The 17,036-nt window shown below is 37.3% G+C and carries 11 protein-coding genes; 7 read left to right on the top strand and 4 right to left on the bottom strand.

Translation table 11 applies throughout. The annotated features are described in order from the left end of the window. Positions 1 to 7: 7 nt before the first annotated feature. Together J0383_RS21200 and J0383_RS21195 are read left to right on the top strand one after the other, a co-directional pair. Positions 8 to 8,509 carry a T9SS type A sorting domain-containing protein gene (locus tag J0383_RS21200; RefSeq protein ID WP_207295942.1) on the top strand — a complete coding sequence of 2,834 codons (8,502 nt, stop codon included), beginning with the start codon at positions 8 to 10 and terminating at the stop codon, positions 8,507 to 8,509. Positions 8,510 to 8,566: 57 nt separating this feature from the next. Continuing rightward, positions 8,567 to 9,403 carry an outer membrane beta-barrel protein gene (locus tag J0383_RS21195; protein WP_207295941.1) on the top strand — a complete coding sequence of 279 codons (837 nt, stop codon included), beginning with the start codon at positions 8,567 to 8,569 and terminating at the stop codon, positions 9,401 to 9,403. Between the two features lie 72 nt (positions 9,404 to 9,475). On the opposite strand, the gene J0383_RS21190 is transcribed toward J0383_RS21195, so the two are convergent. Then, on the bottom strand, positions 9,476 to 9,685 hold the full coding sequence (locus J0383_RS21190; protein WP_207295940.1) for a hypothetical protein: 210 nt from the start codon (positions 9,683 to 9,685) through the stop codon (positions 9,476 to 9,478). Positions 9,686 to 9,915: 230 nt separating this feature from the next. On the opposite strand from J0383_RS21190, the gene J0383_RS21185 reads away from it, so the two are divergent. After that, on the top strand, positions 9,916 to 10,572 hold the full coding sequence (locus tag J0383_RS21185; RefSeq protein ID WP_207295939.1) for a DUF6766 family protein: 657 nt from the start codon (positions 9,916 to 9,918) through the stop codon (positions 10,570 to 10,572). Between the two features lie 157 nt (positions 10,573 to 10,729). Here J0383_RS21185 and J0383_RS21180 read toward each other — a convergent pair whose 3' ends face one another. Beyond that, the gene (locus tag J0383_RS21180) at positions 10,730 to 11,083 is read right to left on the bottom strand and encodes a hypothetical protein (protein ID WP_207295938.1); all 354 of its coding nucleotides are present in this window, start codon (positions 11,081 to 11,083) and stop codon (positions 10,730 to 10,732) included. Between the two features lie 195 nt (positions 11,084 to 11,278). Here J0383_RS21180 and J0383_RS21175 point away from each other — a divergent pair, with 195 nt between their 5' ends. Together J0383_RS21175 and J0383_RS21170 are read left to right on the top strand one after the other, a co-directional pair. Further along, a complete protein-coding gene (locus J0383_RS21175) occupies positions 11,279 to 12,859 on the top strand; it encodes an FAD-dependent oxidoreductase (RefSeq protein WP_207295937.1) in 1,581 nt (526 codons plus the stop codon). 23 nt (positions 12,860 to 12,882) lie between these two features. Beyond that, on the top strand, positions 12,883 to 13,641 hold the full coding sequence (locus J0383_RS21170; protein WP_207295936.1) for an SDR family oxidoreductase: 759 nt from the start codon (positions 12,883 to 12,885) through the stop codon (positions 13,639 to 13,641). Positions 13,642 to 13,645: 4 nt separating this feature from the next. Here the strand turns inward: J0383_RS21170 and J0383_RS21165 are convergent, their stop codons facing one another. Beyond that, complete coding sequence (locus J0383_RS21165; protein WP_207295935.1) at positions 13,646 to 15,247, bottom strand: Na+/H+ antiporter; 1,602 nt, start codon at positions 15,245 to 15,247, stop codon at positions 13,646 to 13,648. A gap of 188 nt (positions 15,248 to 15,435) precedes the next feature. Here J0383_RS21165 and ribB point away from each other — a divergent pair, with 188 nt between their 5' ends. Further along, complete coding sequence (gene ribB / locus J0383_RS21160; protein WP_207295934.1) at positions 15,436 to 16,098, top strand: 3,4-dihydroxy-2-butanone-4-phosphate synthase; 663 nt, start codon at positions 15,436 to 15,438, stop codon at positions 16,096 to 16,098. Next, a complete protein-coding gene (locus tag J0383_RS21155; protein WP_207295933.1) occupies positions 16,099 to 16,674 on the top strand; it encodes a Crp/Fnr family transcriptional regulator in 576 nt (191 codons plus the stop codon). A 15-nt stretch (positions 16,675 to 16,689) separates the two neighbouring features. On the opposite strand, the gene J0383_RS21150 is transcribed toward J0383_RS21155, so the two are convergent. Then, entirely contained in the window at positions 16,690 to 17,001 is a 312-nt protein-coding gene (locus J0383_RS21150) for a hypothetical protein (RefSeq protein ID WP_207295932.1), read from the bottom strand. Positions 17,002 to 17,036 lie beyond the last annotated feature (35 nt).

The raw sequence follows: 17,036 nt of genomic DNA, 5'->3' as shown, positions 1-17,036 counted from the left end.
TCTAATTATGAAACATTTTTACTCACGAATTAAAAAATTCTTAAATATCGCCTTATTTCTAGGGATATTTCTGCAAAGTTACTTAGGTACTTCCCAAACAACTTTGGCAAAAGGAGATATTATATTCACTGGATATGATTCCAGTGTCAATGCATCAGATATCGATTCTTTTTCATTTGTAGCTCTTGTACCTATATCAGCAACAACAGTTATTTATTTTACAGATAGAGGATATTTTGAAGATGGTTCCTGGAGAGCCGCAGGTGCTTCAGAAGGAACTATTTCATGGACAGTTTCAAATGCTATTGCAGCAGGAACAGAAATTACTATCAAAGGAAATACTGTAAGTACTTTTAATTATAGTAGCGGCATAACTGCCTCAAATGGATCTATTGCTATTACGGAAGGAACTATGGCTCTTGCCACGGGATTAAGTTTATCAAATATTGGTGATCAAGTCATTGCTTTTCAAGGTGGTAGTGGATCTCCTGCTGGTGTTGGGGCTAATATGGTTAGTGGTTTACACTATTACTATTGTCCAACTGGCGGAGGAAGTACACAAGCACATTGGGATCAAGACCTTTGTGCTAATGGAACCGCTGGTTCAATAATACCTCCAGGACTTATTGGAGGATTTAGTGCTTTTTATTCTGCTGAAGGTGGTACTACTACCTATACATCAGGTAAATTTAATGGTTCTGGTAATCTTACCACTACAGCCAACATTAGGACTGCCGTTATGAATATTAATAACTGGTCTAACTCAGCTATTTCACAAACATTACCAACTGGTGCCGCTTTTCTTAGCGCACCTCCTGTAGTTACTGCTAATCCTTCGAGTGTTACAGTGTGCTCAGGAAGCAATACTGCTTTTTCAGTATCAGCTACTGGAGCCACAAGTTATCAGTGGCAGGTAGATACTGGAGGTGGTTTTGCTAACCTTTCAAATGGAGCTCCTTATTCAGGAGTTACTACAGCTACTCTTACAATAACAGGCGCAACATCTGCAATGAATTTATATCAATATCGTTGTGTTGTTACTGGTGCTGGTTCTGTAAACTCAACTGCTGCAACTTTAAGTGTTCCAACAGCTATATCATCTTCAGTGCAATCACAAAGTAATGTGAGTACTTATAACGGTACAAATGGTTCTGCTACTATAACTGTTTCTGGTGGTACTGCACCTTATTTTTATTCTTGGGCACCTTCGGGAGGAACTTCGGCTACAGCGACTAATCTTTCAGCTGGCACTTATACAGTGACTATTACCGACAGTACTCCTAATGGTTTAGGAGGTTGTACTGCAACTCAAAATGTAACTATTACGCAACCTGCAGGAGTAAGTGCTTCTACAAGTGCATTAAGTGCTTTTAGTTCTTGTTCCGGTTCAGCTTCTACTCCACAGAGTTTTACAGTAAGCGGAGGCAGTTTAACTTCTAATTTACTAGTATCTGCCCCAATAGGTTATGAAATTTCTACTTCATCAGGGGGAAGTTATTCAAGCAATATTTCTTTTACTCCTACTGCAGGAACAGTAGCTACCACAACAATTTATGCCCGATTATCTAACACGGCATCAGGAACGCCTACAGGAAATATTACAGTTTCATCAAATACGGCAGTTACCCAAAATGTAGCTGTAACAGGAACTGTTAGTGCTCCTCCAGCAATTACTTCTCAACCATCTGCAAGTACTATTTGTGCAGGAGCTAATACTACTTTCACTGCTACAGCTTCAAATGCTACAGGGTATCAGTGGCAGGTAGATCAAGGCGCTGGATTCAACAATATCTCTAATAATGCACAATATTCTGGAGCAACTACAGCAACACTTACTATAACAGGAGCAACTGCTGGAATAAGCGGTTATTTATACCGTGTCGTGGCTTCTGGATCATGTGCTCCAAATGCAGTTTCAAGTAATGCAGCACTTGCTGTAAATTCGGCACCAGCAATTACTTCTCAGCCATCTGCCAGTACTATCTGTGCGGGAGCAAATACTACTTTTACTACTACCGCTTCAAATGCAACAGGGTATCAGTGGCAGGTAGATGAAGGAGCTGGATTTAATAATATTACTAACAACGCACAATATTCTGGAGCAACTACAGCGACGCTTACCATAACTGGAGCAACTGCTGGATTAAACGGTTATTTATACCGTGTAATAGCTTCTGGTGCATGTACTCCAAATGCGGTTTCAAGTAATGTAGCTCTTACTATAAATTCGGCACCATCTATTACTTCTCAGCCATCTGCAAGTACCATCTGTGCGGGAGCAAATACTAGTTTCTCAGTAACGGCTTCTAACGCTACAGGATATCAGTGGCAGGTAGATCAAGGAGCTGGATTTAATAATATTTCTAATAATGCACAATATTCTGGAGCCACTACAGCAACACTTACTATAACTGGAGCAACTGTTGGAATAAGCGGTTATTTATACCGTGTAATTGCTTCTGGTGCATGTACCCCAAATGCAGTTTCAAACAATGTAGCTATTACTGTAAATTCGGCGCCTGCTGTTACAAGTCAGCCATTTGCAAGTACAATTTGTGCTGGAGCAAATACTACTTTCTCTGTAGCTGCAAGCAATGCAACAGGATATCAATGGCAAGTGAATGAAGGTTTAGGATTCACTAATATTTCTAATAGCGCTATTTATGCTGGTGCTACTTCAGGCACACTTACAATTAACAGTGCAACTGCCGCTATGAATGGTTTCTTATACAGAGCTATTGTAAACGGGGTTTGTTTACCAAATGCAACATCAAATAATGCAGCTCTTACGGTAAATTCTGCTCCTGCAATAACATCACAACCATCTGCAAGTACTATTTGTGCTGGTGCTAATACTACTTTTAGTGCAACGGCAAGTAGTGCAACGGCATACCAATGGCAGGTGAATCAAGGAGCTGGTTTTACCAATATTGCCGATGATGCAACTTATTCTGGATCAAATACAGCTACTCTCTCTATAACTGGAGCTACTAATGGGTATAACGGTTATTTGTATAGAGTGGTTGCCAGCGGAGTATGTTCTCCTTCTGCAACATCTCTTACTGCAGCACTAACAGTAAACTCTGCTCCTGCAATAACATCACAACCAATCTCAACTATAGCTTGTATTGGTTCAAATACATCTTTTACTGCAACTGCTTCAAATGCAACCGGATATCAGTGGCAGGTAGATCAGGGAGCTGGTTTTACGAATTTATCAAATGATGCAACGTATTCAGGTGTAAATACAGCTACACTTTCTATTACTGGCGCTACTGCAGCATTAAGCGGCTATTTATACAGAGTTATTGCCAGCGGAGTATGTTCTCCTTCTGCAACATCATTCAATGCTGTATTAACCGTACCTTTTATAGCAGTAACTTCAACTCAAGTTGATGTTTCTTGTAATGGAGCAAACAATGGATCATTAACCGTAACTCCATCAGGAGGATCAATTCCTTATACTTATCTATGGTCAAATGGAGAAACAACAGCGTCTATTGCAAATCTGGCTCCAGGAAATTATACTGTAACTATTAAAGATGCTAATCTTTGTGAAAAAACAGAAAACTTTACTATTACAGAACCAACTGCTCTAACAGCTTCTCAAGGAACCATAAACAATGTAAGCTGTAACAGCGGTGCCAATGGTACTGCAACTGTAATTGTATCAGGTGGAACTCCAGGGTATACTTACTCATGGGCACCGTACGGCGGAACTTCGGCTACTGCAACAGGTCTTTCTCAAGGAACATTTACAGTAACGGTTACAGATGCAAATGCTTGTACTACTACTCAAAATTTTACAATCAACGAGCCTCCTATATTAACTACAACACCATCACAAACCAATATACTTTGTAATGGAGGTGCTACAGGATCTGCTTCAGTAACTGTATCTGGAGGAACTGGTGCTTATTCTTATTCTTGGATTCCGTCTGGAGGAACTGCTGCAACTGCAACAGGACTTACTGCTGGAATTTATACTGTAACTGTTACAGATGCAAATAATTGTCAAATAAATCAAAGTTTTACGATTACTGAACCTGCAGTTCTTACCGTGAATCCGGTAGCCGCCACTAATATAGCTTGTTTTGGTGAAAGTACTGGATCTGCAACAGTAGCTGTATCTGGAGGAACCGGTGCTTATTCTTATTCTTGGGCTCCATCTGGAGGAACTGCTGCAACTGCAACAGGATTAGTTGCGGGTACTTACACAGTAACTGTTACAGATGCTAATGGATGTATCGGGACCCAATCTTTTACTCTTACTGAACCTTCAGCAGCACTATCTGCTAGCAGCTCATCTACACCTGTAAGCTGCAATGGCGGTAGTAACGGAACTGCTACTGTAGTTGTATCTGGAGGAACTCCTTCATATACATATTCATGGGCTCCATTTGGAGGAACTGCCGCAACTGCAACAGGATTATCTGCAGGAACTTATACGGTAACTGTTACAGATGCAAATGGATGTACAATTACTGAAAACGTAACAGTTAACAGTCCTTCTCCATTTGTAGGTACAATTAATAAAACCGATGTATCGTGTAATGGTGGATCAAATGGAACAGCTACTATAACCGCTTCAGGAGCAACTGCACCTTATACTTACCAATGGTCTCCTTCTGGTGGAACTGCTGCAACTGCAACAGGATTAGCCGCTGGAACTTATACGATAACTGTTACAGATGCAAATGGATGTTCGTATCAAGAAACCGTAATTATTGATCAACCAGCCATTTTAGATGCTGCACAATCTCAAACAAATGTACTTTGTAATGGTAGTGCTACTGGTACTGCTACAGTAACTCCAACAGGAGGAAGTGGTTCTTATACATACTTATGGTCTCCATCTGGAGGAACCGCTGCAACAGCAACAGGTCTTACCTTAGGAAATTACTCTGTTTTAATTACAGATGGCAATGGATGTTCGATTTTAAAAAACTTTACAATCACAGAACCATCAGTATTAACAGCTACTACAAGTCAGATAAATGCTACTTGTACTGTTGGAGGTGAAGCAACGGTTAATCCTGCTGGAGGAACTGCTCCTTACTCTTACTTATGGTCAGATGGACAAACCACTGCAACTGCAACTGGATTAACAGCAGGAAATCATTCTGTAATTATTACAGACAGTAATGGTTGTATAATAGGTAAAAACTTTACAATCACAACTACTAATACGTTAGTTGCATCAACATCACAAATTGATGTATTATGTAATGGCGGAAACACAGGTTCGGCAACAGTTGTACCTTCTGGCGCTGCTGGACCATTTACTTACGTCTGGACTCCTTCTGGTGGAAATGCAGATACAGCAACTGGATTAACTGCCGGCAATTATTCTGTAACTATTACAGCTGCTAATGGATGTTCAATCGTTAAAAACTTCACAATAACTGAACCTACCGCTATTGGCATTACTCCTTCTCAAATAAATGTTACCTGCCCTTCAGGATCAAATGGTTCTGCAACGGTTAGCGTAACAGGAGGAACTGGATCATATACTTATTCATGGGCTCCTTCTGGAGGAACTGCTGCAACAGCAACAGGATTAGCAGCAGGAACTTACGTGGTAACTGTTACAGATGCTAACGGATGTACAGCAACGCAAAGTTTTACCATAACCCAACCAGACCCAATTCTAGCAACTGTATCTCAAACTGAGGTTTCTTGTAATGGAGGTGCAAATGGAACAGCAACATTAACTGTAACAGGAGGAACTGGGACATATACATATGCTTGGGCTCCTTATGGCGGAACTGCTGCAACAGCAACAGGATTAGCTGCCGGAACGTATACCGTAACTATTACAGATGCTAATGGATGTTTAAAAACAGAAAGTGTCACTATTACTGAACCAGCTGTTCTTAGCGCTTCAGCATTAGTTCAAACCAATATTTTATGTAATGGAGGAACAAATGGTTCTGCTACAGTAAGTGTTACTGGAGGAACTGCTCCTTATACTTATTCATGGGCACCGTACGGCGGAACTGCTGCAACAGCAACAGGATTAGCTGCCGGAACGTACACTATAACCGTTACAGATGCTAACGGATGTACAGCAACACAATCTTATACAATTACTGAACCAACGGCTCTTGCTGCAACAAGTTCTCATACTGATGCTTCTTGTAATGGAGGTACTAACGGAACAGCAACTGTCGTAGTGACTGGAGGAACAGGAGCTTACACTTATTTATGGTCTCCTTCTGGTGGAACTGCAGCAACTGCTTCAGGATTATCTGCTGGAACGTATACAGTTATTGCAACGGATGCCAATGGATGTACAATTTCTGAATCTGTTACAATTACTGAACCTACTGCAATTTCTATCACATCTTCTTCTACAAATGTTTCTTGTAATGCAGGTGCAAATGGTAGTGCTTCAGTAAATGTTACCGGTGGTACGGGTGCTTATACGTATTCTTGGGCTCCTTTTGGAGGAACTGCAGCAACTGCTTCAGGATTATCTGCCGGAACTTACACGGTAACCGTAACGGATGCTAATGGATGTACAGCAACAGAAACAGTTGTGGTAACAGAACCAGCTGCAATTTCTGCGGTAGCTTCTCAAACAAATGTTTCATGTAATGGTTCAAACGACGGTTCTGCAACAGTTACCGTAACCGGAGGAACAGGTGCTTACACGTATGCTTGGTCTCCTTCTGGCGGAACTGCAGCAACAGCAACTGGATTAGCAGCTGGAACTTACACAGTAACAGTTACAGATGCTAATGGATGTACAACATCAACATCAGCTATTATTACTGAACCAAGTGCTCTTTCTGCATCAATAACTGGAACAAACGTTTCTTGTAATGGTTCTAATGACGGTTCTGCAACAGTTACTGTAACTGGAGGAACAGGCTCTTACACGTATGCTTGGTCTCCTTCTGGAGGAACTGCTGCAACTGCAACAGGATTAACTGCTGGAACTTATACAGTAACAATTACAGATGCTAACGGATGTACAACTTCTGGAAATGTAACAATTGGAACTAATCCAGATACTACTGCACCAGTTCCAACTTTAGCAACTCTACCTCAAATTACAGGAGATTGCTCAGTACTGGCATCACAAATTGCGATTCCAACTGCTTTAGATAATTGTGCAGGAACAATTAACGGAACTACTACAGATCCTTTAACTTATACTGCTGCGGGAACATATACTATCACATGGAGTTATGATGACGGAAACGGAAATGTTTCTACTCAGCTTCAAACTGTAACAGTAAATGCTTCTCCTCTTGATGCTGTAACTTTCAGCAATGCTCAAGTTACTTATGACGGAACTGCACATTCAATTCAGGTGGCTAATCTTCCAACTGGAGCGACTGTAACATACTCTGCTAACAACGGAGCGACAAATGCCGGAACATATGCAATTACTGCAACTGTAACACCAGCATCTACTTCGCCAAACTGTTCTGCAATTACGCTTAATGCGAATCTTGTTATCAATAAAGCGCCACAGCAAATTACATTCAATGCAATTCCTGTTAAAACGCTTGGATTGAATAATACTTTCAATTTAGATGCGGTTTCAGATTCAAATCTGCCTGTAACATATACATACACTTTCGATTCACCAACACCAGCTGCAACGGTTACGCCTTCAGGTCAAGTAACAATGACCAGCTCAGGAGAAATATTAATTACTGCTCACCAAGCAGGAGATAACAATTATCTTCCAGCAGCAGATGTTTCTCAATTATTGGTAATCTTAAACAACAATGTTGACGTTACCAGAATTACTATTGGAAATAAAGTTTTCGATAATCCTGCAAAAACAATTACACATGTATTAGCTTGTGGAGAAACAAATCCAAATATCACGGTTCTAAACGAATCTGGTGCTGTTATCACTCCTTCTGCTAACTTTACGATTCAGACTCCTAAAGCAGGAATCTACACTCAAGATGTAACAGTTACTTCTCAGGACGGAACTTTATCTGCAACCTATACAATTACAGTAGAAAAACCATTTAATTTCTTTGATATTGTACAGCAAAAATTCAACAACGTTCTTCTTGTGAACAATAATCCACAAACTAACGGAGGTTACGAATTTACAGCTTACCAATGGTTTAAAAACGGACAATTGATTGGAACTGGTCAATACTATTCTGCAGGAGAGACAATTACATCTTTATTAGATCCAAATGCTCAATATATGGTGAAAATGACAACTAAAGATGGTAAAGTTTTACAAACTTGTCCAACTCAGATTACATTGAAAAATTCGCTTCAAGCTAAGCTTTACCCTAACCCAATCGAAACAGGAAAAGCAATTACTATTGAAGCTGATTTCCCAACAGAAGAATTAGAGAAAATGCAGATCAGTCTATTCTCTGTAAGCGGTCAGTTAGTAAAAACTGTTCAATCTTCTTCTGCTAAAACTGAAATACAATTACCTGAAACAGCTGCAGGCAATACGTTACTTGTAGTTCTTGAAACTCCAAATATTAAAAAGTCTTTCAAAGTAATTGTAAAATAAATAAAACCATGCCGGTGTTGTTTCAAACACAGCACCGGCATAATAAAATCTTAAAAGATGAAAAAATATATAACATCACTTGCTATGATAACGGCGCTTTTAACAGCGGGTTTTAATAGCTATGGTCAGGATAAAAAACAGGAGTTTTCAATTTCAGTAGGAGGTCCATTTTCATTTGTTAAATCTACAGGAGGAGAATATGTTCCTGGAAATGGAGTCAGTGCTGGTCTTCGTTATTCCTACTATTTAAATGAAGGTTTAAGTATTGGCGTTGGAGTTGAATATCAGACTTATAATACCGATATTAAATTTGGTTCGATTTCTGGCAGATACAATGCTGTAGATGCCGAAAATGAATCTTTTCAATTTCGATATAAAGCTGCAAACTTAAGAGAAGAGCAAAAACTTGCTTATATCAATGTACCAATTGGAATTCAGTTTGAAACTCCAGGAACTACAAAATTATATCTAGCAGGAGGCTTTAAAATAGGATTTGCTTCAAGCGGCAGTTTTCAAACCAAAATGGGCAATCTTACAACAAGCGGTTATTATCCGCAGTACAATGTAGAATTATTCAGTCCTGCTTTTGCCGGTTTTGCCAGCACTAATGATTTAAAAACGTCTAAACAGGATTTAAAAACAGATGTATCGTATTCTGCCACAATTGAAACGGGTTTAAAACAAGTAATTGGAAGCACAAATTCTATTTACATCGGACTTTATTTAGATTACGGACTAAACAATATCTACGATAAAAACGAAGCTAAAAATCTTGTACAGTACAATCCAGATCTGCCGGTAGAATTAAAATACAACAGTGTTTTTGATTCTGGGGCTTCACACAATATGAGATTAGTATCTTATGGATTGAAGATAAGATTTGCCATGCGTTAATCTTAAAACGTTTATCATAAAAATAAAGAGCTGTTTAATTAAACAGCTCTTTTTTTATGGATTATTTATATTCTATTTTTTAATAGAATCAGTATTAATTTTTGTGGCAGCAGTATCAATAACAGTTGTTGTATCCACTTCTGGTCCAACAGTATCTACTGTATTGCTAATACTGTCATTTTCGTAAGAATCACTATTTGTGGTTTCGTTCTTCTTACACGAGAATGCTAATCCTGCTAATACAAGCAGTAATGCAATTTTAGTTTTTAATAGCGTTTTCATAATAATATCTTTTTAATTTATAATTGATTCATAATCTAATATTGATAAAATTAGAACTCTCACATATAAAATTGTTATACAATTTCCTGTATCAGTTATAAAAATCAAAGAATTTATACTATTCACATAGTATGTTTAACAAATCCAATGCAAAAACTGTAAATCAAAAAATAAATTGTGTAAAGTTCTAAACGCAGTATTTGAGAACTTTGAAGAAAAACACGATAAAAATGAAAACATTTTTTAGAAATAACGGTTTATCTATCTGCTTTTTTCTGCTGTTTATGAGTTCTTTTTTAGGCCAGATTATATTTGGATTTGAAGAACATAACAAAGAATTAATAGATGAAGGAGCAAACGCAATAAATTTTGCTTCTTACCTATTATCAGGGCATTTTTACCAATCTACTTTTGAAAATTGGGAGAGCGAATTTCTTCAAATGACACTATATGTAGTGCTGACTATTTTCTTAAAACAGAAAGGATCATCTGAATCCAAGAAAATAAATGAAACAGAAGATGTTGACCGCGAACCAGATCCTAACAAAAAAGAAGCTCCATGGGCTGTAAAAAAAGGCGGTTTTATTTTGAAAATTTATAAACATTCGCTTACCATCGCTTTATTTCTTTTATTTCTCATTTCATTTATAATTCATTTTTACGGAAGCCTTAAAGATGAAAACGAGCAGCTGCTTCTAAAGGGAGAACCTTTAGAAACCGCAGCATCCTATATTGGACATTCGAGGTTTTGGTTTGAATCGTTTCAGAACTGGCAGAGCGAATTCTTATCTGTTTTCGCCATCATTATTTTATCCATTTATTTACGCCAAATAGGCTCTTCACAATCAAAACCAGTCGATGCGCCTAATATGGAAACTGGCGGATAATTTTTTAAATTTTAGTCTGCAGTTTTCAGTTTTCAGTCACAATAGGCAGTGATAAAAATGGGAAAACCAAATTGACACCTGACTTCAAAATAAAAACCTCTTTGCTTTTCTAAACAAAGAGGTTTTTAACTTTTAATTCAATTCTTATATACAATTATTATTTTTTCTGATTCTTCTTTTTCGCTTTAATTTCAGGTTTTATACTGTCTTTTTGAACTCCAGAAGACTCAGTATAAGTTGAACCATCTTGTGGACTTTCACCTGGACCAATTCCAGTTCCTTCTGTACTTCCTGATCCTGTAGTTCCCGTGCCCATGGTTTCAGAATTCGCAGCATTTTGAGTACTGCCCGCACCTGTACTTGCAGAATCGTCTACTTTTTCAGTGCTGTCAATTGGCACTGGACTTGTTTCAATTTCATCACTGTATCCGTCTTTGTTATTTTTACACGAAAATAACAGTGCCACCAACACGGCAAGAGTCATCATTTTAAATTTCATTCCTGTTTTCATAATAAGTTGTTTTTCGGGTTGTAGAATAAACACTAAATAACTATTAATAAAACTGTTATGCTTATAGTATTTTTCAAAATTCTTACATAAAATCCGACTGGCAATCCTGTAAAATGCAAAACTTAAAGTTGTAAACATTTCAAAATAGATGTTACTAGTTTTGAAATGAACGCATTACATTAAAAAATAATAATCATGGACAATTCATATAAAGATATAAATGAAGGAAGTATAACCTCTGGAGACAATGTTTCGTTTTGGATTGATTCTACAGAAATTATTGCTTTTGAAAAACCAAACCAAGATGTCCGTACCGATATTTTAATTATTGGCGGCGGTATTGCCGGACTTACAACAGCTTACAAACTTGTAAAAGCTGGAAGAAAAGTAGTTCTCGTAGAAGATGGTTTTATAGGCAGTGGTGAAACAGGAAGAACAACAGCGCATTTAACCAACGCTCTTGATGATCGCTATTATTATCTTGAAAAAACTTTCGGGAAAGAAACAGCATCACTTGCTGCACAAAGCCACAGTGCTGCTATTGATGAAATCGAAAAAATAGTAACCGAAAACCAGATTGAATGTGATTTTAAGAGAGTAAACGGATATCTGTTTCTTCATGAAACGGATAAAGAAGAAAATCTCGAAAAAGAATTTAACGCATTGCAAAACGTAGGTTTAGAAACAACTTTGTTAGATCATATTCCGTCAATGGCTGGAGGCGAAAACAAAAAATCGATCGAATTCAAAAATCAAGGACAATTTCATATTTTACATTATTTAAAAGGACTTGCAGAAGCAGTTGTTTCACTTGGAGGAACAATTTATACCGAAGCACATGCCGAAGATATTACTAAAAAAGGTGCAAAAGTAAACGGTTATACGTTTACCGCAGATCATATTGTTGTGGCAACTAACTCCCCTATTAATGATCTCGTGACCATGCATACCAAACAGCATGCGTACAGAACGTATGTAATCGCTGGAAAAATTCCAAAAGACAGTCTTCCCTTTTCTTTATGGTGGGATACCGGAAATATGGATGCCAAATGGGTCGCAAAACCATACCATTATGTTCGTGTAGAAAATTTTGACGAAAACTATGATTTGCTGATTTCGGGTGGTGAAGATCATAAAACCGGACAGGCAGATGAAGAAGATCTTTCTGAAATCTCACGTTATGATAAACTCGAAGTCTGGACACGAAAAAATTTTCCTATGCTCGATGAAATCACTTATAAATGGTCTGGCCAAGTTATGGAACCAGTAGATTCTCTAGGTTTTATGGGAAAAAATCCGGGAGACAAAAACATTTATATTATTACCGGAGATTCAGGAAACGGAATGACACATGCAACCATTGGAGCATTGATTGTAAGCGACATGATTCAAGAAATCAAAAATAAATGGGAAGAAATATACGATCCGTCCCGAATTACTTTTAGTGCAGCAGGAGACTTTTTGAAAGAGGCAGGAAATATGGCCAAACAATATCTGGATTGGATTGCAGCTTCAGATCTTGATAATGTTGCCGATTTAGAAGCTGGAAACGGCGGTGTTCTTAATGTTGGATTACGAAAAGTTGCCGTTTACCGAGATTACGACAATTCATTGAAAGCCTTTTCAGCCGTTTGTCCGCATTTGGGCTGTATTGTACAATGGAATTCAGATGAAAAATCATTTGACTGTCCGTGCCACGGCTCGAGATTCGCTGCCGACGGAACAGTAACGAATGGACCAGCACAAAGCAATTTAGGACCAATCAAAGTAAAGTAAAATAATTAATTAAAAAATAAGCCATGGAAATTTTATCAAACTACTTTAGTCAAAATATTGCACAAAAACGCATAATCGTAACTGGTGGTACAACAGGAATTGGAAAAGCCATTGCTGATTTATTAGTGTCTCTAGGAGGTCGTGTTCTTATTTTCGGAAGAAATGAAAATGATTTAAACAACGCTATGCACGACATCAAAAGCAAATCATCATCTGGAGAAATTTACGGTATTTCTGCCGATGTAACCAACAAAGAAGATATTCGTATGATTTGGGAAAGAGCTGATCATTTATTTGGAGGTGTTGATATTCTAATCAATAACGCCGCATTGGGCGCCGAGAGCATTACCGATGGAAACTACGATGAATGGAAATATATTTTAGAAACAAATGTGCTAGGATATATGGCTTTCGCCAGAGAAGCGGTTGATAGAATGACCATCCAAAAATCTGGACATATCATTAATATAGGTTCTATGAGCGCAGAATCAAAAGAAAAAAGAAGTCCCATTTATGTCGCTACCAAAACCGCAACAAGAGGTTTCAGCACATCTCTTCGAAAAGGAATCAATGCACTTGGAATAAAAGTAACTCTTATAGAACCCGGAGCAGTAACCAGCGACATGCAGCAGGATCCTAAAGAAGTACAAAAAGAAAAAATCAAAAAAATGGAAATGTTAAAAGCAGAAGATATCGCCATGAGCGTTGCTTTCTGCCTGTCACAGCACAAACGCTGCGACATTGTAAGCATACAGGTTAGACCTCACTTACAAATGATTTAAAATGTTATTCTTCATACATTTCCATCCAAAGTCGGGTTTCTTCAAGGTCGAGTTCTTTTTCTATTTTGCGAAAGACTTCTTCATTGACTGAACCCGCTTTGTGCATTGCTTCCAATTTTCCTCTTTCAACATTCAAAAGATCAATCTGCAGTTTGGTAAATTCATTAAAAATCTGTCCGCCCAATACTTTTCCATTTCCGAAGAAATTAGCAGGAAGTTCCGTCTTTTGCAAACGATTAAATTTTACTTCATATTTACTTTTAATGTTGTGAAGCAATTCATCATCCAGCAAAGAAAAATTATCTTCAATATGCGTAATGGTTTCCGAAACAATCATATTACGAATATTATATTCTTCTGCTAAAATCGAATACGGCTGCACTTTTAGCTTTTTAATCATCCACGGAAGTGTAAGCCCTTGAATCACTAAAGTCGAAAGAATTACACAGAAAACTAGATAAATTATCAAATTACGAAGTGGAAATTCTTCGGTTTTATTCAGCATTAACGGAAGTGCCAGAGCCGCGGCCATCGAAACTACACCACGCATTCCAGACCATCCGAAAATAATCATATTGCGATAATCAAATTCTTCTTTTTCACGGATTTTTCTGCTCAGCATTCTCGGAATAATTGTCGCTGGAATCACCCATAAAAAACGAACCACAATCACCACAATACTAATCACAGAACCCCAGATAAACAATGAATTTCCCGAGTAATTACTGATGCCTTCAATAATCTGTCTTAACTGAAGACCTATTAAAATAAAAATCAAACCGTTGAGAATATTATTTAAAACATCCCAAATGGTATTGGTCATAATTCGGCTTTCGTGAGAAAAAATAGTACCAGATCTTGCTGCCAGAAAAAGTCCTGTTGCCACAACCGCTAAAACCCCAGAACCGTGAAAATGTTCTGCAATTAAATAAGAAGCAAAAGGCGTTAATAACGTAAGCGTTACTTCGATAATATCATCGCAAACAAATCTTTTGTGAATGTAATACATAATAAAACCAACAGCCAATCCCACTGCGATTCCTAAAACCGACATCAAAACGAAATTTAATCCGGCCTGCCATAAAACGAAATTTCCAGCTGTAATTGCTGTAAGCGCATATTTATACGCCACAAGACCACTTGCATCGTTTACCAAACTTTCGCCTTCCAAAATAGCTATTAATCGTGGATGAAGCCCTAAACCTTTTGTAATAGCTGTTGCCGAAACCGCATCGGGAGGCGAAACAATAGCACCAAGTAAAAAAGCTAACGGCCAAGAAATATCATCTATCAGCCAATGTGCAACTACAGCCACTAATCCAGTTGTAAAAAATACTAAACCAACGGCTGCTAAAGTTATCGGGCGAATGGTTTGCTTAAATTCAGACCAGCTGGTATGCCACGCTGCATGATATAAAAGCGGCGGTAAAAAAATGATAAAAACAATTTCCGGACTCAACGCTACAACAGGAAGTCCTGGAACCACACTAATGATTACTCCGCACATTACCAAAACAATAGGTATTGGAAAATTATATCGTTTGCTGATTAAACTTAAAAAAGCTACGCCAAAAAGCAACATGATAATTACGGTGATATTTTCCATTTATGAGTTCAGTATTTATAAGTTTCGGAGATTATTTACGGGCACTAAATTACTATTTTATGAGAATTAAATTAAAATATCATTAAAAAAATACCTCTTGATTTTATTGACTTATATCAAACTTTTACATTCTTGACAACTGTACTTTTGAAGCTCGATAATTTTTAAAAAGTTCAAAATAAATATCCATGATAAGTACAGAATTAAATCCGTTAGTGAAATTTGGAATCACTTCCAAAGAACGTGTTGAAAACGCTTTGAAACAACTTAAAAACGGAAAAGGAATTATACTAACCGATGACGAAAACCGAGAAAATGAAGGTGATCTTATATTTTCTGCCCAGCACATAAATGTTCCCGATATGGCTTTAATGATCCGTGAATGCAGCGGAATTGTATGTTTGTGTTTAACCAATGAAAAAGCCAGCGAACTGGAACTTCCTTATATGGTAAAAGAAAATACCAGTAGTTTTCAAACTCCTTTTACCATTACAATAGAAGCTAGAAAAGGCGTTACAACAGGAGTTTCTGCAAAAGACAGGATTACAACCATTAAAACTGCTATTGCCACAAATGCAAAACCTGAAGATTTAGCCAGACCCGGGCATATTTTTCCGCTGCGTGCAAAAGACAACGGCGTGCTTGAAAGAAACGGACATACTGAAGGAAGCGTTGATTTAATGAAACTCGCCGGTTTACAACCCGAAGCCGTTCTATGCGAATTAATGAACGAAGACGGCAGTATGGCAAAACTGGACAAAATCGTTAGCTTTGCACAACAACATGATCTTGTGGTTTTATCTATTGAAGATATTATTTATTACCGCAGATTCGTTAGAGATTACAAGTAAATGATATACGAACAACTCGGTCATTATATTCGAAAAAGCATTGATGTTTCTGATGAAAATTTAGAAACCATCCTCTCCTATTTCAAACCCATTAAGAAAAATAAAAACGATATTTTACTGGCTCAGGGACAAATTAGTCATGAAACTTTTTTTGTTGCTAAAGGCTGTCTGCGCATCTTTTTTATTAATGAAGAAGGAAAAGATGTAACCCGATATATTGCCTTCGAAAATCAGCTGGCAACTGCTTTGGTTAGTTTTATTACCAAAATGCCTGCCGCCGAAAATATTCAGGTTGTTGAACAATCAGAATTACTGGCGATTTCTCATGAAGATTTTAATCATTTAATGAAAATTATTCCGCAATGGCGTGAGTTTTACAGCAATTATCTGGAAAAAGCGTATGTAAACAATGCCAATCGTTTAATGTCGTTTACCACAATGGATGCTTTGGAACGTTACAATCAATTATTAAAAATAAATCCTGCCATTGTAAAACGACTTCCCAATAAGATTGTCGCCTCTTATATCAATATTTCGCAGGAAACTTTAAGTAGATTGAAATCGAAAGTATCATAAAAAATATTTTATGCATTATGACCATCTATTGGTTCCTACGTTCTTATAAAAAGTGTCAAATTGATTTTTATCGATAACTTTATTTTCAAATAGTTCATTCAAAATATCTTCTGCAATTTGAAGATCTTCAGCACATCCAGTAGATTCAGCTAATACATCAAGTGCCTTGTCAATTACATTGTTGCTTTTTGAATTAATAATAACAGCTTTTAATTTATTTTTAAGCTGTTTATTGTATATATAATCTTCTTCGTCATTATTAAAGGTCATTTCATAATACTCAGAAATCAATTTTTCAATATTTTCTATTTCATGTAAATCCATCATTTCAAAAATTATATAAATATAAAAAAGGTTCAATT

Source organism: Flavobacterium endoglycinae (genome assembly GCF_017352115.1).
GTDB classification, from domain to species: Bacteria; Bacteroidota; Bacteroidia; order Flavobacteriales; family Flavobacteriaceae; genus Flavobacterium; species Flavobacterium endoglycinae.
The sequence above is the reverse complement of the archived record's forward strand: the minus strand, read 5'-3'. Positions and strand labels throughout refer to the sequence as shown.